The 16,608-nt window shown below is 71.9% G+C and carries 15 protein-coding genes; 8 read left to right on the top strand and 7 right to left on the bottom strand.

What is annotated here, in order from left to right; genetic code table 11:
- Nucleotides 1-134: 134 nt before the first annotated feature.
- A complete protein-coding gene (locus WJM95_RS30535) occupies nucleotides 135-1,592 on the bottom strand; it encodes a lipase family protein (RefSeq protein ID WP_339133578.1) in 1,458 nt (485 codons plus the stop codon).
- A 689-nt stretch (nucleotides 1,593-2,281) separates the two neighbouring features.
- Here WJM95_RS30535 and WJM95_RS30530 point away from each other — a divergent pair.
- Together WJM95_RS30530 and WJM95_RS30525 are read left to right on the top strand one after the other, a co-directional pair.
- On the top strand, nucleotides 2,282-3,502 hold the full coding sequence (locus tag WJM95_RS30530) for a carbohydrate-binding protein (RefSeq protein WP_339133577.1): 1,221 nt from the start codon (nucleotides 2,282-2,284) through the stop codon (nucleotides 3,500-3,502).
- 268 nt (nucleotides 3,503-3,770) lie between these two features.
- Nucleotides 3,771-4,592 carry a maleylpyruvate isomerase family mycothiol-dependent enzyme gene (locus WJM95_RS30525; RefSeq protein ID WP_339133576.1) on the top strand — a complete coding sequence of 274 codons (822 nt, stop codon included), beginning with the start codon at nucleotides 3,771-3,773 and terminating at the stop codon, nucleotides 4,590-4,592.
- Nucleotides 4,593-4,620: 28 nt separating this feature from the next.
- On the opposite strand, the gene WJM95_RS30520 is transcribed toward WJM95_RS30525, so the two are convergent.
- The 3 genes from WJM95_RS30520 to WJM95_RS30510 all read right to left on the bottom strand — a co-directional run bounded on the left by WJM95_RS30520 (nucleotide 4,621) and on the right by WJM95_RS30510 (nucleotide 7,893).
- The gene (locus WJM95_RS30520; RefSeq protein WP_339133575.1) at nucleotides 4,621-6,513 is read right to left on the bottom strand and encodes a glycoside hydrolase family 15 protein; all 1,893 of its coding nucleotides are present in this window, start codon (nucleotides 6,511-6,513) and stop codon (nucleotides 4,621-4,623) included.
- A 142-nt stretch (nucleotides 6,514-6,655) separates the two neighbouring features.
- The gene (locus tag WJM95_RS30515) at nucleotides 6,656-7,180 is read right to left on the bottom strand and encodes a hypothetical protein (RefSeq protein ID WP_339133574.1); all 525 of its coding nucleotides are present in this window, start codon (nucleotides 7,178-7,180) and stop codon (nucleotides 6,656-6,658) included.
- Between the two features lie 293 nt (nucleotides 7,181-7,473).
- A complete protein-coding gene (locus WJM95_RS30510; protein ID WP_339133573.1) occupies nucleotides 7,474-7,893 on the bottom strand; it encodes an ATP-binding protein in 420 nt (139 codons plus the stop codon).
- A 405-nt stretch (nucleotides 7,894-8,298) separates the two neighbouring features.
- Between WJM95_RS30510 and WJM95_RS30505 the strand changes: the two genes are divergently transcribed.
- Nucleotides 8,299-9,084 (top strand): hypothetical protein, encoded by a 786-nt coding sequence (locus WJM95_RS30505; protein WP_339133572.1) that lies wholly within the window; start codon nucleotides 8,299-8,301, stop codon nucleotides 9,082-9,084.
- Between the two features lie 109 nt (nucleotides 9,085-9,193).
- On the opposite strand, the gene WJM95_RS30500 is transcribed toward WJM95_RS30505, so the two are convergent.
- Entirely contained in the window at nucleotides 9,194-9,685 is a 492-nt protein-coding gene (locus WJM95_RS30500) for an FBP domain-containing protein (RefSeq protein ID WP_339133571.1), read from the bottom strand.
- Between the two features lie 79 nt (nucleotides 9,686-9,764).
- On the opposite strand from WJM95_RS30500, the gene WJM95_RS30495 reads away from it, so the two are divergent.
- Together WJM95_RS30495 and WJM95_RS30490 are read left to right on the top strand one after the other, a co-directional pair.
- Nucleotides 9,765-10,334 carry a WHG domain-containing protein gene (locus tag WJM95_RS30495; protein ID WP_339133569.1) on the top strand — a complete coding sequence of 190 codons (570 nt, stop codon included), beginning with the start codon at nucleotides 9,765-9,767 and terminating at the stop codon, nucleotides 10,332-10,334.
- 394 nt (nucleotides 10,335-10,728) lie between these two features.
- Nucleotides 10,729-11,787 carry a helix-turn-helix domain-containing protein gene (locus WJM95_RS30490; protein WP_339135954.1) on the top strand — a complete coding sequence of 353 codons (1,059 nt, stop codon included), beginning with the start codon at nucleotides 10,729-10,731 and terminating at the stop codon, nucleotides 11,785-11,787.
- Nucleotide 11,788: 1 nt separating this feature from the next.
- Here WJM95_RS30490 and WJM95_RS30485 read toward each other — a convergent pair whose 3' ends face one another.
- Entirely contained in the window at nucleotides 11,789-12,529 is a 741-nt protein-coding gene (locus WJM95_RS30485; protein WP_339133567.1) for a flavodoxin family protein, read from the bottom strand.
- A 289-nt stretch (nucleotides 12,530-12,818) separates the two neighbouring features.
- Here WJM95_RS30485 and WJM95_RS30480 point away from each other — a divergent pair, with 289 nt between their 5' ends.
- From WJM95_RS30480 to WJM95_RS30470, 3 genes are all read left to right on the top strand, one after another.
- The gene (locus WJM95_RS30480) at nucleotides 12,819-13,682 is read left to right on the top strand and encodes an oxidoreductase (protein WP_339133565.1); all 864 of its coding nucleotides are present in this window, start codon (nucleotides 12,819-12,821) and stop codon (nucleotides 13,680-13,682) included.
- 127 nt (nucleotides 13,683-13,809) lie between these two features.
- Nucleotides 13,810-15,459 carry a protein kinase gene (locus WJM95_RS30475; protein ID WP_339133563.1) on the top strand — a complete coding sequence of 550 codons (1,650 nt, stop codon included), beginning with the start codon at nucleotides 13,810-13,812 and terminating at the stop codon, nucleotides 15,457-15,459.
- Nucleotides 15,456-16,115 carry a hypothetical protein gene (locus WJM95_RS30470; RefSeq protein ID WP_339133561.1) on the top strand — a complete coding sequence of 220 codons (660 nt, stop codon included), beginning with the start codon at nucleotides 15,456-15,458 and terminating at the stop codon, nucleotides 16,113-16,115. The genes WJM95_RS30475 and WJM95_RS30470 overlap by 4 nt, the downstream gene beginning before the upstream one ends.
- 15 nt (nucleotides 16,116-16,130) lie before the next feature.
- Here WJM95_RS30470 and WJM95_RS30465 read toward each other — a convergent pair whose 3' ends face one another.
- Nucleotides 16,131-16,565, bottom strand: a complete 435-nt coding sequence (locus tag WJM95_RS30465) for a hypothetical protein (RefSeq protein WP_339133559.1) — start codon at nucleotides 16,563-16,565, stop codon at nucleotides 16,131-16,133.
- Nucleotides 16,566-16,608: the final 43 nt, after the last annotated feature.

Here is a 16,608-nt window from a genome sequence, read left to right as displayed (position 1 = left end):
CCGGGTGTGTTCAGGATGCTTTGCCGCCAAAAGGCCCTCGTTGAGCGATGCCGACCGTTTGTCTTTCGGATCGGACACGCGCGGCCGGACGGGCCCGGCGCCGTGGGTTCGGCGCCGGGCCCGCACCGCGGGGGTCAGGGCTGGAGCGGCATGGTCCAGCAGTTGGAGGTGGCGCGCTCGCCGGCCAGGCGGTCGGTCAGCCAGGAGATGGCGTCGCCCTGGTCGGTGAGGAGGGGGGCCATGTGGTTGGTGAGCAGCTTGTCGCCGAGGTTCGGCAGGATGACGGCGTCGTAGGTGATGTCGGCGCCCTTGCGGCACCAGTCGACGGCGAGTTGACGTGCCTGGGCGTGCGGGACGATGTCGTCCTGGACGCCGGTGACCAGGCGTACGGGACTGGTCGGCTTGAGGTTGCCGATGCGCTGGTTGTCGAGCGTCCGCTGGAGTGCCGGTGTGTGCGCGACGAGTTGGCTGACGGACTCGCCGTCCTTCGTCCAGGACGTGCTGTTCTTGAACGCGTAGCCGAGGATCGCGTCGCCGACGCACATCGTGGAGAGGTCGTTCAGCGCGGCCCTCCCCGCGGCGTTGAGGTTCGCGTCGGCGACGGCCCGGAGGTCGGGGTCGGACTGGAGGAAGCCGTTGAGGGACCAGCCCAGGGCGCCGGCCAGCGCGCTGCCGTCGATGCCCTTGATGACCTCGGTGAGGTTGGCGGGCGGTGCGCCGGCGTAGGTGCCGGCCAGGGTGATGTCGGGGGCGTAGGTGGGCTGGAGTTCGGCGGCAGAGGCGCTGGCGCCGCCGCCCTGGCTGTAGCCGAAGAGGCCGACGGGCGAGGCGGAGGTGACCGACGCTGCGGTCAGCCCGCGGGCCGCGCGGACGGCGTCGAGCAGCGCGTGACCGCCGTCGAGGCGGTTGACGTACGTGTGGAGCCGGTCGGTCGCGCCGAGCCCGGCGTAGTCGGTGAGGACCACCGCCGCGCCGGAGGACAGGAGCCGGTAGATCGCGAGGTCCTCGTAACCGACCGAGACCGTCTGGCCGTTGAGGGTGATCGGGTGCTGAAGGCCCATGGAGGCGGCGCACTGGTCGCCCTGGCCCATGGTGCCGGGGGCCACGGCCACGAGGGGGCGCGGACCGTCGCCCTTCCAGTCGGCCGAGGGCTCGATGTAGGCGCCGGTCACGGCGACGGGAAGCCCGTTGGAGTCGGTCGACTTGTACATCAGGCGGGTCGCGGTGCCGGGGAGCGGACCGTCGAGGCCGGGCAGACTGAGCGCGAGCGGGAGGGGTTCGCTGCGGATCAGGGCGCCGTTGGCCGCGGGGAGGCTCGTGGGCGGGGTGTAGAACGCGGGGATGGTCACGCCGCGGGACACCACCGCGTCCGTGCTCGCCGCGGGGATCGCCTGGACGCTCAGACAGGCGAGGACCGCGATGGCGGTGGCCAGGAGCCGGCCGCCGTTCCGTGCGGCGGTCCGGGGGCTCGGGTTGGCGGACTGGCTCGTGGCGTGACTCGTTGCGTGGCTCGTGGCGGGCGGGAACTGCTGTGCGCGAAGGCGTCGGCCTGACGTCGTTCGTGGCACACGGGTGCCGTGGGGTCGTTGCATGCGGCTCACTCCTGCTTCGTCAAGACGTGGGGGTCGTGCGGGCGGCCGGGGGCGTCAATGGCGTGACGCCCGGTTCCGGCCGGGGAGCCGGCCGGGCCACCGGCGCGGGACAGCCGGTGACGTTCCGGGCCGGTGAGGGGGGAGGGCGGCACTCGGATCCGGACGCGGGCAGGGCGGGACCACGCCTGGCCGCGTCGCGGAGATGGACAGGACGAAGGCGCCGTCCGCGCGCCGTCGGCCGGGCAGCGCGTGGTACGGCATCGACCCGCGCGTCGTACGACGCCGGGCGAGGCGGTGCGGTGTGAGGGTTCTGTTCGGCGGAGCCCGAGGGCTCGTGGCTGCGGCTTCGCCGTCCGGCTCTGTCTCCCGTTGTTCCGTGCCGCCGTCTTGTGTCCGTGCTCGGCAGGGACGGACGTCGAAGTCCCGTACGACGCCCGTTAGTTACTCCCGAGTCATACTGGAGAGTAGGAGCGGATGTCACTCAGTGACAAGATGTCTGCGCACGTCATTTCCGGGCGTCCGGGCAGGACCTGGGGGCCGCGAGGGACCACCGGAACGCGGCGGGAACGGCCGCCGGGTAAAGACTTCGCCTGGTCTAGTCCAAAGACCCATTTGGTCTAGTCCAACATATTGACGTGATCGCGACAGAACCCGGAAGCTGGGGGCTCCCCCACCCCTCTGGAGGCACAGTGAGACGTCTTCGCGCAGCTCTCGGCGCGGCAGCCGCCGTGAGCCTGGCCGCGGTCGGCACGACCGCCCTGGTCGCGGGCAGCGCCTCGGGCGCGACCACCGCGCTCAGCAACCGTTGGTACGCCGCCGCCCCCTATCTGATGCCGCTGGACAACGACCCGCCGGACGCGGCCGCCATCATGGACGCGACCGGGCTCAAGGCGTTCCAGCTCGCCTTCGTCCTCGCCCCCAACGGCGGCGGCTGCTCGCCCACTTGGGGCGGCACGGCCGCGGTTTCCTCGGACACCGCCGTGCAGTCGGTCATCAACACCATCCGCGCCAAGGGCGGCGACGTCTCCATCTCGATCGGCGGTTACGGCGGCACCAAGCTCGGCCAGACCTGCTCGGACGCGGCCGCCACCGCCGCCGCCTACCAGCAGGTCATCACCAAGTACGGTCTGCACGCCATCGACTTCGACCTGGAGGAGCCGGAGTACGAGAACACGGCGGCCATCAAGAACGAGATCGGCGCCGCCAAGATCCTCCAGCAGAACAACCCGGGTCTGTACGTGTCCGTCACCACGGCGGGAACGGCGGACGGAACCGGCTGGTTCGGCAAGCAGATGCTGCTGGAGGCGAAGTCGCAGGGCTTCACTCCGAACAACTTCTCCATCATGCCGTTCGACGGCGGCTTCAACGGCGCCGCGTCCCAGACCAGCGCGCTCGCCGGCTTCAACTCGATCCTCCAGTCGACGTTCGGCTGGGACCAGGCGACCGCGTACGCCCATGAGGGCTTCTCCGGGATGAACGGCCGCAGCGACAGCGGTGAGTACTTCTCCCAGGCCGACTTCCAGACCGTGCTGGACTTCGTCACGAGCCACAACATGGACCGCTTCACCTTCTGGTCCCTCAACCGGGACCGGCAGTGCTCCCCCGCCGACAACGGCGGCCGCACGTCGGGCACGTGCTCCAGCGTGGCCCAGAACTCCTGGGACTTCGCGAAGTACTCGGTGAAGTTCGCCGGCGCGACCCCGCCCACCGGCACACCGACCCCGACGCCCACGCCCACGCCCACGCCGCCGAGCAGCGGCTGCAAGACGGCGTGGAACTCGGCCACGGTCTACACCGCGGGCGACGAGGCCTCGTACAACCACCACAACTGGAAGGCCAAGTGGTGGACCCAGAACGAGACGCCGACCGGCGTCGACTGGGGTCCGTGGCAGGACGAGGGCACCTGCTGACATCCGACGGGGGCCGGACGGGACACACCACAGGTGTTCCGTCCGGCTCCATCGTTTTCCGGGCTCCCCCCGCCACTGGACATCGGCCCTGGGGCGAATGACCGCTTTGCCCTCGGCATCACGTCGTCCGCACACGTTCTCCCTGCTCAGGGTCTTGCCGCCGCCCGCGATGCCTGGTCTCCTGTACGACCGGTGTGCACATGGCGCCCCGCCGCACCAGGGCCGCCCACGGCCCGGTGGCGCGGGGCCCGCAGGAGAGGCGAACGACGTGGACTCAGTGACGGGGCGGGACCTGCGCGGGCCGCTGCCCGAAGGACTGGGTGCGGCGATACACGAGACCGCCGCGGAGATCGCCGCGCTCCTCTCGCCCGGCACCGACATGGCGCGCCGGATCCCCGGGGCCGAGTGGACCGTCGGCGAGGCGGCCGCGCATCTGGCCCTGGCCAACGAGCTGATGGCCCACATAGCGGCGGGACGGCCACGCCCCTACGGCGACGGCACGCCACAGAGTCTCGCCGAGGCCAACGAACGCTCGCTGGAGGAGTTCACCGAGCGGCGGGCCGAGCCCCTGGCCGCGATGATCGTCGAACACGCCGACGCCTGCGCCGAAGCCCTGGAGAAGGGCTCCCTGGAGGGGCCCGTGGTCACCCCGCTGGGCACGATGAGCCCACAGGAGCTCGGCGCGTATCTCCTCACCCACATGCTCGGCCACGGATACGACCTGGCCCGCGCCCTGGGGCGCCCGCACATGCTCGACCGCACCCGGGCCGCGCTGACCCTGCCGTTCCTCCTCAGGGCGATGCCGCGCGTGGCCGAACCGCGCAACACCGCCGGCATGAACGCCCGCTACGCCGTACGACTGTGGGGCGGCGGCGGGTTCGGCGTGACGCTGACCGACGGCGAGGTGAGCGTCGACGAGCAGCCGGTGGCCGGCCCGGACTGCACCATCTCGATCGAACCGGTCACCTTCCTGCTGATGGCGCTCGGCCGCCAGGGGCAGTTCGGCCCGATCCTGCGCGGCCGCATCCTCGTCCGGGGCCGCAAGCCCTGGCTCGCGCCCCGCTTCCCCGGTCTGTTCACCGCGCCCTGAGGAACGGCCGACGGCCCGCGCCGGGGTGTCAGCCCAGCCGTCGGTCGAGGTTGAACGCGGCGCTGATCAGGGCGAGATGGGTGAAGGCCTGCGGGAAGTTGCCGCACTGTTCGCCGGTGTGGCCGATCTCCTCGGCGTACAGGCCGAGGTGGTTGGCGTAGGTGAGCATCTTCTCGAAGGCGAGCCGGGCCTCGTCGAGCCGGCCCGCCCGGGTGAGGGCCTCGACATACCAGAAGGAGCAGATCGAGAAGGTGCCCTCCTCGCCCGTGAGGCCGTCGGGGCTGGTCTGCGGGTCGTAGCGGTAGACCAGGGAGTCGGAGACCAGGTCCTCCCCCAGGGCGTCGAGGGTGGCGAGCCATTTCGGGTCGGTCGGGGAGATGAACTTCCCGAGAGGCATCATCAGCAGCGAGGCGTCGAGGATGTCGCTGTTCTCGACCTGGGTGAAGGCGTTGCGCTCCTTCGACCAGCCCCGGCTCATGATGCGCTGGTAGATCGCGTCCCGGGCGTCACCCCAGCGCAGCACGTCCGCGGGCAGACCCCGGTGCCGGGCCAGCCGCATGGCACGTTCGATGGCCACCCAGCACATGACACGGGAGTAGAGGAAGGGTTTGCGGCCCCCTCGGGTCTCCCACACCCCTTCGTCGGGCTGGTCCCAGTGCTCGCACACCCAGTCGACCAGTCCGCGGATGTTGTCCCAGTGCGCGCTGGAGAGGGGCTGCCCCCACTTGTCGTAGAGGTAGAGGCAGTCGATCAGGGCGCCGTAGATGTCCAGCTGGAGCTGGCCGACGGCGCCGTTGCCGATCCGCACGGGAGCGGAGCCGCGATAGCCCTCCAAATGGGGCAGCTCGCGTTCGGGCAGGTCGCGGCGCCCGTCGATGCCGTACATGATCTGCAAGGGACCGTCGGGGCCGACGTCCTCCGGTATGCCCGTCTGGACGTGCTCGGACAGGAAGCCCATGAACGCCTCGGCCTCGTCGGTGAAGCCGAGGCGCAGCAGCGCGTACACGCAGAAGGCCGCGTCCCGGATCCACACGTAGCGGTAGTCCCAGTTGCGTTCGCCGCCGATCCGCTCGGGCAGGCTGGTGGTCGGCGCGGCGATGATGGCGCCCGTGGGGGCGTACGTCAGCAGTTTCAGGGTGAGGGCGGAGCGGTGGACCATCTCCCGCCAGCGGCCCCGGTAGCGCGACTGCGACAGCCAGTGCCGCCAGTAGCGCACGGTGGCCTTGAAGTCCCGCTCGGCCTCCGTCACCGCGCAGAATCGCGGGGCCACCTCGTCGGTGATCCGGTCCAGGGCGAAGACCGCCGTCTCCCCCTCGCTCAGCTTGAACAGCGACCACACGTCCTGCCCCGCGACCTCGATGGGCACCGTCGACGTGAGTGCCAGTCTGAGCGCGGGCGTGGAGAAGACGGCCTGGCCCGCGTCGACGTGCACGGTGTGCGGGACCGTCCCGTAGGCGAAGCGGGGCGCCACCCGGGCGCGGAACGGCAGGGTCCCGCGGACGCACACGACCCGGCGGATCAGGCGGTGCCGGTCGGCCTCGCGGGACTCGTCCACGACCGGCATGAAGTCCTGGATCTCCCCGACCCCGTCGTCCGCGAAGAACCGGGTGATCAGCACGTTCGTGTCGGGGAAGTAGAACTGCTTCGTCCGCGCCGGAACGTCCGCCGCCAGTTCGAAGCAGCCGCCCCGGTCGGCGTCCAGGATGGAGGCGAAGACGCTGGGCGCGTCGAAGCGCGCACAGCAGTACCAGTCGATGGTGCCGTCGGTGCCGACCAGGGCCGCGCTGCGCAGGTCGCCGATCAGGCCGTGGTCGGCGATCGGAAGGTAGCGGGGCGTACCCGTGCCGTACGCGCCACCCGGCGCGCCACGGGGTCCGCCCTCGGCTCCGACACCGGAATGCATGTCTGCCGTACCGGCCATACCGGCCTCCTCTGGGCCGTCACCCGATCCTCCCCCTCCGCTCCAGGCTAACGACTTCCGCGAGGTCCGGGGTGCCCGGACGCTCGGGCACCCCGGACCGCCTGAGGCACATGCGGGACGCACGGCGCCGGTCACGGGATGCTCAGTGCTTCAGGACGACCTTGGCCGTCACGATGGTCAGTCCGAGGGCCAGGTTGACGAAGCCCTCGGCGACGACCAGGCCGCGGGAGGCGCCGGCGCGCACGGCTCCGAGGCAGGCCCACATGACCTGCTGGGCCACCGCGACGGCCAGCGCGATCCACAGGCCCGTGTTCACACTCGTCCCGAACACCGCGCTGAGGGCCACGGCGACGGCGGGCAGGGTGGCCGCCTCGACGATGGACCACTCGTGCGTGCCGATCCGGCGGATCTGGCGCAGGGACCAGGGGCGGCCGACCAGGCGTTCCCCGGCGAGCTGGGCGTACACATGGGTCGCCCAGAACACCACTCCGGTGACCTCCAGCAGCACGACGGCCTGGAGCCGCGGGAAGTCCCCCGTGGTTCCGGCCGTGGCGACCACGGACGCCGCCAGGATCGAGCCGTAGATGGCGCCCGCGTAGTCGGTCCGGTGGCCCGCCTTCCTGGCCGTGCCGTCTCCGTCCTCGGGCGGGACGCTGGAGCCGCTCACCCGTTCACCATAGGCGGGCCTCCACGCCCGCGCCCGGCGGGTGGGCCGACCGGGCGGGCGGGCCGTTCCGGCAGGCCGGCCGGGCGGCAGGTAGGTCGTGCCGTCAGGTCGGCCGAGCCGTCAAGTCGGCCGAGCCGTCAAGTCGGCCGAGCCGTCAAGTCGGCCGAGCCGTCAAGTCGGCCGAGCCGTCAAGTCGGCCGAGCCGTCAAGTCGGCCGAGCCGTCAAGTCGGCCGGGCCGTCAGGTCGGCCGGGCGCAGGCGGCCGGTGACACGCAAGCGTCGGTCACAGCGTCTCAGCCGCCGTCAGCCCGTTCCCGGGCGGCGGCCGGGCGGAAGCAGGCCGTGACCGTCTTCCCGTGCCGTTGGCACTTCATGCCCCACTCGTCGGCGAGCATCCGTACGATGCCCACCCCGCGGCCGGACACCGCTCCCGGCTCCGGGTCCCGCTGGAGCGGCGGTGTGGGGTCGTCGTCGTGGACACTCACATGCAGGCAGTCGCCGTCCCAGGTGAGGACGAGGCGCGCGTCGCTGTGGGCGTGGATGTGGGCGTTGGTGAGCAGTTCGGACACCGTCAGCACGACGGAGTCCACCGTCTCGGGTTCCTCCGCCGTCCATGCCAGGGACTCCAGTTGCCGCCGGGTCCATCGTCGTCCGGCGCTCACTCCTCCGGAAACCGGGAACGAGTGCGCCCAGCCCATCGCCTTGACCGCCATCGCCCGACCTCGCTTCCGCTCGCCCCGTTCATGTCCTGCCGTACAGGCCCGTCTACCCGCGAGCGGCCCGTCCAGTCGGCGCCGTCGCCGACTTCCCCGGACACCCTCGACGACGCTCCGTACGTGTGCCACGGGCGAGTTCGGGCGGCACCTCATGTGCGCGGAACGGGGCCCGGACGGCACACACGGGAGTCAATCCCGGGGCACGGCCCGAACTCCCCTTTGGGGCGAACCGGCACGCGAAAGGAACAACGGGCCAACACTGTCCGTACTATCTGTAAGCCGGGGCATACGCATCAAGTGCGGTCGCCCAGCCATGCAGCCGGTCAACACCAACACACCCTGCCCCACGGCACCTTCCCGGTGTGTTCATGTGCCGACCGCGCGCCGAAGAAAGGTCCCATCGTGCCCGAGACCAAGACTCCCACCGAACTGACATCGCAGTACACGGCCCAGGTGGTCGCCGACCTGGAGCGCAACGCCAAGGAGCAGGAGCGCGTCGGGGCGGAAATGGAGGCGTTGCAGGAGCAGTTGACCGCTCTGCGGCACGACCACGCCGTCCTCACCAACCTTCAGCAGGCGCTCGGAACGACCGGCGCGCCCGCCACGACCGCCCCCGAGCCGGCGGCGACCTCGGTGCCCCGTCAGAAGACGTCCGCCAAGTCCGCGGAAGGCAAGGCCCCGGAAGGCAAGTCCGCCACGGGCAAGTCCGTCGTGGCCAAGGCGGTCGGAGGCAGGACGGCCGGCGGCAAGACCACCGCGGGCAGGCGTTCGCGGGCCAAGAAGGCCGACAGCGGAAGGACGACCGCTGCCGGGGCGTCCGCGGCCAGGAAGCCCGGGTCGAATGACGGCTCGGCCCAGCCCACCCTCATCGACCTCATCCGCCGCTATCTCACGGAGCAGCGGGAACCGCGGTCCGCGGCGGAGGTCTCGACGGCGCTGGGCGAGACGCATCCCGAGCGCCGCATCCAGACCAATGTCGTCCGGACCACCCTTGAGAACCTCGTGGCCAAGAGCCATGCCCACCGCGCCAAGCAGGGCAGTTCCGTGTTCTACACGGCCGTCGACGCCAAGGAGCCGTCCGTGCCGTCGCCCGTCGCGCAGCAGCCGGTGAAGGGCGAGGCGAAGGCGAAGACGAAGACGGAGGCGAAGACGGAGGCGAAGACAGAGGCGAAGACGGCCGGCGCCTAGTCAACTCGGTTCATGCATAAGGGACGTGCATCTCGTCCCGTGGGATCCGGTGAAGTCCGGTGTCACGGCCGCGGCGTTCGCGCCGCGGCCCGCCCCCGCAACACCCGGCTCAGGCCGTCACCTTGGCGATGAACGCGGCGACGTTCTCCACGGTCCGCCGGATCTTCTCCTCCAGGGTCAGTGACTCGTGGAGCCGCCCTCCCATGCCCGCGTCCCTCTTCCCCCGCACATACAGCGAGCAGGCGAGGTCACTGCATATGTAGGCGCCCACCGAGTTGCCCTGCTGCCCGGCCTTTCCCGCCTTGGGCGCGACCATCAGCGAGACACCTCCGGTGTGGGTGGTCACACACATGGAGCACATGCTGCGCCGCAGCTGCCCCACGCCCGGGCTGGGGCAGCGCAGTGCCAGACCCTTCAGACCGTCGTCCAGCTCGGCCACCACATAGGCGCGGTCGGGGGCCTGGGGGTCGCGCCAGCCGAGGTAGTCGAGGTCGTCCCAGGGCCGGTCGGCCAGGTCGCGCGGGACGGAGAGGCGCTTCGCCTCCCCCTTGGTGCAGTTCACGAACGCGGCACGGATCTCTTGCTCGGTCAACGGCTTCATAAGGCTCACGGTAATTTGCCTAAACGCTTTAGGCAAATGCATAATCGGTTACGTCGGCTAGAGGAAGGGCAGGTGGGCCATGGGCCGTGCGGGGCTGAACACCGAACGCCTGACACGGGCGGGGGCGGACCTGGCCGACGAGGTCGGCTTCGAGCAGGTGACCGTCTCGGCGCTGGCCAGGCGGTTCGACGTCAAGGTGGCGAGCCTCTACTCGCACGTGAAGAACTCACAGGACCTCAGGACCCGGATCGCCCTCCTCGCCCTGGACGAACTCGCCGAGCGGGGCGCGGCCGCGCTGGCCGGACGGGCCGGACGGGACGCCCTGACCGCCTTCGCGAACGTCTACCGCGACTACGCCCGGGAACACCCGGGCCGCTATGCCGCCGCGCAGCTGAGGCTCGACCCGGAGACGGCGGCGGCGAGCGCGGGCGTCAAGCACGCGCGGATGATGCGGGCGATCCTGCGGGGCTACGACCTCACGGAACCGGACGAGACCCATGCGGTCCGGATGCTGGGCAGTCTGTTCCACGGCTATGTCAGCCTGGAGATGAGTGGAGGATTCAGCCACAGCGCCCCGGACTCGGGGGAGAGCTGGACGCGCATCCTGGACGCCCTCGACGCCCTGCTGCGGAACTGGCCCGCGCCCTGAGTCCGGCACCCGCGCCGGCCGGGCACGAAAAGCCCTCCGCGCTTCCCGGTCCCGCGCCGGGCACGGAAAGCCCCCCGCGCTTCCCGGTCCCGCGCCGGGCACGGAGGCCCCGGGGGTTCCCCGGGCACCGGCACACCCGCCTCGGCCCTCCCCCGGGCGCCGGCGGCACCCGCCGCACCGGACTTCGGCAGCACCCACGTCACGGTCTTGTCCCGGACACCGGCGACGCTGCCGCTGCCCGGTACAGGACCATCCGTCGTGCTCCCCTGCCGCCATCGTGCATCGCGCCGCATGGCATGCGCATTGCCGGTTCCCGGCAGCGTTGCCTAGGCTTTGTGTGCCGGTCACCACCAAGAAGTCGTCACCGGGCTGTCGAGACACTCCGGGGGACGAACTGATGGAACGGCGGATACCCGAGCAGTATCTGGAGGGCTACGCCCGGATACTGGCCGATGTCTCCGTCACCGGCAGACGCCTCACCCGGGACGAGATCGAGTCCCGCCGCTCACTCGGCGAACGCGCCGCCGACGCCGGGCACGGACTGCCCGCCCTCGTCAGCGCCCACCTCTCCGCGGCGCGTGCCGCCTGGCCCGCCTCGCCCGGTTCCGCCGACCGCGCGCTCGCGGCGGTCCAACAGGTCATCGACGCCTTCGCCGAGGGCTACGACAGGGCCCAGCTCCTCGCCGTACGCAAGGAAGAGGCCGCCCGGCGCGAGTTCATCGACGACCTGCTCTACGGGCGCAGCGACCTGGGCCGCCTGGCCGAACGCGCGGAGCGCTTCGGTCTGCGGCTCTCCCCCACGCACGCGGTCGCCGTCGCCCGGGGCCCGGCCGCCTACGACGAGTCGGCGCCCGTGCCCCGGCAGGTCGAACGGTCACTCATCGCCCGCTTCGGCGACCGCAACATCCTGTTCACCACGAAGGACGGCCGGATGCTGTGCATCGCGCCCGGCGAACAGGACGACGTCCTCACCCACTTCGCCCAGCAGGCGCACGCGGCGACCGAGGGCGGGCAGGTGGCGATCGGACGGCCCCAGCCCGGCGCCGGCGGGGTCGTCCACTCCTACGAGGAAGCGCTCAACGCCCTCGAACTCGCCGAGCGGCTCGGCCTGGACGCGCCCGTGCTGCGCGCCGCCGACCTGCTCGTGTACCCCGTCCTGACCCGGGACCGCCAGGCGATGGCCGACCTGGTCCTCGTCGCGCTCGGCCCGCTGACGACAGCGCGCGGCGGCGCCCGGCCGCTCCTGGACACGCTCGCCGCGTACTTCGACACCGGTTGTGTCGCCGCGGCGGCGGCCCGCCGGCTGTCGCTGAGCGTGCGCGCGCTGACGTACCGCCTGGAACGCATCCACCAGCTCACGGGCGCGGACCCCGCCGACCCAGCGCACCGCTACACCCTCCAGACCGCGGTCATCGGCGCCCGGCTGCTGGACTGGCCCGCGCGGAGCCTGTGACTCAGCGGTAGTCGGGGTTCGGGGCGTCCGGGTGGCAGCCCGCGTCCCAGAGCGAACGCTGGTTGCCGTGCGCCGGGATGCCTCCCGACCGCTTCAGCAGGGCCGCCAGGTGCATCAGGTTCCAGGTCATGAACGTGGTGTTGCGGTTGGTGAAGTCGTTCTCGGGGCCGCCCGAACCCGGGTCGAGATACGACGGGCCGGGTCCGGCGGGACCGATCCATCCCGCGTCCGCCTGCGGCGGGACGGTGTAGCCGAGGTGCTGGAGGCTGTAGAGGAGGTTCATCGCGCAGTGCTTCACACCGTCCTCGTTGCCGGTGATCAGACAGCCGCCGACGCGCCCGTAGTACGCGTACTGTCCGGCGGAGTTGAGGACTCCCGAGCCGCTGTAGAGCCGTTCGACGACCCGCTTGGTCACCGAGCTGTTGTCGCCGAGCCAGATCGGGCCGGCCAGCACGAGGATGTCGGCGGCCATCACCCGCTCCTGGATGGCCGGCCAGTCGTCCGTGGCGAAACCGTGCTCGGTCATGTCCGGGTAGACGCCCGGCGCGATGTCGTGGTCGACGGCGCGTACGACCTCGACCGTGACCCCCTGCGCCTCCATGATCGCGCTGCTTTTGTCCACCAGCCCCTCGGTGTGGCTCAGCTCGGGTGCGGGCTTCAGGGTGCAGTTGACGAACAGCGCCCGCAGGTCTTCGAAGCGGTACGCGTCGTCGGCTGCCGAGGGCGACGGTGACTCGGTCACGGGGGACTCCTTCGTGCGGGGGCTGCGACGTTGCGGGGCGACGCGGCCCGGTGCCGGGTCCCGTCGACGTGCCCGGGAGCAGCGTCTCCCGTGGACGCCTGGTTGTCCCCGAACGACGCACGGAAACGCGGGGCCCGGGCCACGCGGCGGCGCGTCGCCCCCGTACGGGTGTCGGCCGTACGGCGTAGACCGCCCGGCGCGCGGCCCTCGCCGCGGGCCGCGTACGGCACCCGTGGCGGCTGTCCACAGCCCCGGCGGCACCTCGCGCACGGCGTCTATGGTGGTGATCGTGACGACGACTGAACGATGGGAACTCGGCGGCGACTTGAGCGTCGCGCGGATCGGCTACGGCTCGATGAAGCTGACGGGCTGGCCGAGAGGCGAGCGGCCGGACCGTGACACCTCACTGGGGATTCTGCGCCGCGCCGTGGAACTCGGGGTGAACCACATCGACACCTCGAACTACTACGCACGGGACGGGGTCTCGGCGAACGAGCTGATTCGGGAGGCGCTGCACCCGTACCCGGACGACCTGGTGATCGTGACCAAGGTGGGCGCCCTGGTCGAAGGCCCGGACATCTCCCTGCCCGAGGCGCGGAAGACGGGCCTGACCCCTGACAATCTGCGTCGCGGTGTCGAGGCGAACCTCAGATCGCTCGGTCTGGACCGGATGGACGTGGTGAACCTCCGGATGGGCGACATCGGCGCGGCCGACACGGCGTCCCTGGCCGGGCCCCTGGAAGCGCTGCTGGCGCTGCGCGAGGAGGGTCTGATCCGGCACATCGGCGTTTCCAACATCTCGGCCGACGAGTTCGCCGAGGCCCGCAAGATCGCGCCGATCGCCTGTGTGCAGAACCTGTACAACCTCGCCCAGCGCGACGACGATCCCCTCGTCGACGCCTGCGCGGAGGCCGGCGTCGCCTTCGTCCCCTTCTTCCCCGTCGGCGGCTTCCAGCCGGTCACCGCCGAACACCTGGAGACCGTGGCCGCACGCCACGGCGCGACCACGCCCCAGGTGGCCCTGGCCTGGCTGCTGGCCCGATCGCCGAACATCCTCCTCATCCCGGGCACCGGCTCCCTCGCGCACCTGGAGGAGAACATCGCCGCCGGAACGCTCGAACTGACCGCGGAGGACCTCGCCGAACTGGGGTGACGGCGGCCCGGCGAACCGTTCCGCGCCGTCTGCAACCGAAGCGGCCCGGATCGTGTCTCAGCACACGGCTGGAGCGCGTGGGGACCGGAATGCCCCACGCGCTCCACGTCTCGGGGAGGCATGGGTCATGAGCACATGGGCGGTACCGGGCTACACCGAGTCCCGCGAGCTCGGTTCGGGGGCGAGCGGGCGGGTCGCGCTGGCCGTGCACGAGGGGACCGGTCATCCGGTCGCGGTCAAGTACCTCAGCGAGTCGCTGCGTACGCGTCCGGGCTTCGTCCAGGAGTTCCGGGCGGAGGCGCGGCTGCTCGGCGGGCTGCGCAGCGACCATGTGGCCGGCCTCTACGAGTACGTGGAGGGGCCCGAGGGCGCGGCCATCGTCATGGAGCTGGTGGACGGCGTGTCCCTGCGGACCGTGCTCGGCCGGCAGGCCCCGCTGGAACCGGAGGCCGCTCTCGTCCTCCTCAAGGGCTCACTGCTCGGCCTCGCCGACGCCCACCGCCTCGGCGTGGTCCACCGTGACTACAAACCGGAGAACGTGCTCGTCCGCCCGGACGGCACCTCGAAACTCGTCGACTTCGGGATCGCCGCGACCGACGGCACCACCGCCGGCATCGCGGGCACCCCGTCGTACATGGCGCCCGAGCAGTGGACCGGCGCGCCCGCCTCGCCCGCGGCCGACGTGTACGCCGCGACGGCGACGTTCTTCGAGTGCCTGACCGGGCGCAAGCCCTACACCGGCGAGAACCTCGCCGAGCTGGCCCTCCAGCACGTGGACGGGACGATTCCCGCCGACGAGGTCCCCGAGCCGGTGCGCGACCTCGTGCTGCGCGGCCTCGCCAAGGCGCCCGAGCAGCGGCCCGCGCGCGCCGAGGACTTCGTCGCGGAGCTGGAGGCGACGGCCGGCGGCGCGTACGGCGCGGACTGGGAGGAGCGGGGCCGCCGCCGGCTCGCGGCGCTCGCGGCCCTGTCGCTGCTGCTGCTCCCCTCCACCCCCGCCGTGCCGCGGCACGCCACGGACACGGCGCGCACGGTCCTCGGCGGCGCACCCGGCTGGCTGCGGACCTGGCAGCCGAGCCTGCGCGGACTGCTCGTCGCCGGGGCGGCCCTCGTGGCGGCCCTGCTGCTGACGTACGGCATCGACCGCCACGCCCCGGACTTCGGCACACCGCGCAGGGCCGCGGAGGCACTGGCCACGACCAGCGCGCAGCCGGCCGGTGACGGCGGCCCGACGGCCACGGGCGACTCCGGCTCGCCGACGCCGTCCTCGTCGTCGTCCGTGTCGGGTCCGGCCACGCCCTCCGCCTCGGCCACGGACGCGACCGCACAGCCGACGGTGTCGGCGTCCACGACCGCCGGTGTGTCCCCTTCGGCCACCGTGGCACCCCCGACGCCACCGGTCACGGCGACGGCCGAGCCCACCACGGCGTCCCCTTCGCCCAGCGTCACGACCGGCGTCAAGTCCGTGGCGTTCAGCGGCTTCCGGCAGACGGGCAACGCGACGGCGGCGGCGACGGTGACCGTCACCACCGACGGAACCGGACCGGTCACCCTCACGGTCGCGTGGTTCACCGGCGAGGTCAGCGGGCAGTCCGGGACCCAGGACGGCGCGGCGGACACGTACCAGCGCAGCGGTTCGACCCAGTACACCATCGCCCTCGACCACACCTTCGCGGGAACGGGCTGCTACTGGGCCGTCCAGGCCACCACCCGCCCGGCCTCCGCCGACGGCGGCGCCTGGCAGCAGCTTCTGACCCGGCGGTGCACACTGACATGAGCGACAACTCCGGCGCCCCCGGCGCCCCTTCGTCCGACGACGACTACAGCGCGACGGTGCTGGCCAGCCACTGGATCCAGCGGCCGGAGACCTCCGACACGCTTGCGCTCACCGGCGGTCCGGAGACCCTCGTCCTGTCGGGCGGCACGGCCGGGGAGATCCGGCCCGACCGGGTCGAGGGCACCCTGCTGCGCTTCGGCCCCGGCGTGAACGCCGACACCATGCGCCGGGTCGTCGGGGTTCCCCCCGCCGCGCCCGTACGCCGCCGGACCTGGCGCCGGCACGCGCTGCCGGTCCTGGTGCTGCTGCTCGTCGTCGCGTTCCTCCTGTGGCACCGCTCCGGTCCCTCCCTCGCGGTCGAGAGCGTCACGGTCTCCACCGCGTCGCCCTCCCCCGGCTGCGACGAGACCGCCGACGTCACCGGCACGGTCACCACCAATGGCAGGCCCGGCGAGCTGACGTACCGCTGGGTCCGCAGCGACGGCACCTCGTCGAAGGTCCTGCACGAGGACCTGACGCACAACCAGAGGCGGGCGCGGCTGCACCTGCTGTGGACGTTCCAGGGCGACGGCCGTTACGCGGCCCGTGCCGAGCTGCGCCTGCTGTCCCCCGTGCACCGCACCGTCTCGGCGCGGCTCGACTACCGCTGCCCGTGACCGGGCCCGGCGGCGTCAGGCGCTCGCGGGTGCGCAGCCGCTCAGACCGGTGACGTAGTTGAGCTGGGGCCCGTAGCCGGCGAAGGTGGCGATCGCCCAGGGCAGCAGGGTGCGGCACGGAGCGCCCTGCCCGTCGGTGTACGTGACGGTGACGTCCACCGTGGTGTCGCAGTCGTTCACGACGGTCGTGTAGCGCCAGTCGCTGTAGTAGTGCACGCAGTCCGGGACGGGGGTCGCGTCGGCGGCGTCGGCGGCGCGGACACCCCGGTCGGCCTCCAGCGCGGTGGCGGGTGCGCCGGCGGCACCCAGCAGCCCCAGAACCGCGACGGACAGGCCGAGAGCCGTCCGGAGCCGGTGCGGGGGTACGAAGCGGCTGGTGGTGACCATGGAGGCGTCCTTCATGTCGGCGAGTGCCGCGGCCGGGGAGCCGCGGCGCGTGCCACCTTGCAACGCCTGCAAGAGTTGCGCAAAATCCTGCAACGTCTTTCAGTCG

It is taken from the genome of Streptomyces sp. f51, from assembly GCF_037940415.1.
In the GTDB taxonomy this organism is placed as follows: Bacteria; Actinomycetota; Actinomycetes; order Streptomycetales; family Streptomycetaceae; genus Streptomyces.
Note: the sequence above shows the minus strand (reverse complement) of the source record. Positions and strands in the feature narration are given on the sequence as shown.

Excerpts from the sequence above, each read along its gene's own strand:
- WJM95_RS30535 (WP_339133578.1), bottom strand. The coding sequence starts at position 1,592 with ATGCAACGACCCCACGGCACCCGTGTGCCACGAACGACGTCAGGCCGA.
- WJM95_RS30520 (WP_339133575.1), bottom strand. The coding sequence starts at position 6,513 with ATGGCCGGTACGGCAGACATGCATTCCGGTGTCGGAGCCGAGGGCGGA.
- WJM95_RS30510 (WP_339133573.1), bottom strand. The coding sequence starts at position 7,893 with ATGGCGGTCAAGGCGATGGGCTGGGCGCACTCGTTCCCGGTTTCCGGA.
- WJM95_RS30500 (WP_339133571.1), bottom strand. The coding sequence starts at position 9,685 with ATGAAGCCGTTGACCGAGCAAGAGATCCGTGCCGCGTTCGTGAACTGC.
- WJM95_RS30495 (WP_339133569.1), top strand. The coding sequence starts at position 9,765 with ATGGGCCGTGCGGGGCTGAACACCGAACGCCTGACACGGGCGGGGGCG.
- WJM95_RS30475 (WP_339133563.1), top strand. The coding sequence starts at position 13,810 with ATGAGCACATGGGCGGTACCGGGCTACACCGAGTCCCGCGAGCTCGGT.
- WJM95_RS30470 (WP_339133561.1), top strand. The coding sequence starts at position 15,456 with ATGAGCGACAACTCCGGCGCCCCCGGCGCCCCTTCGTCCGACGACGAC.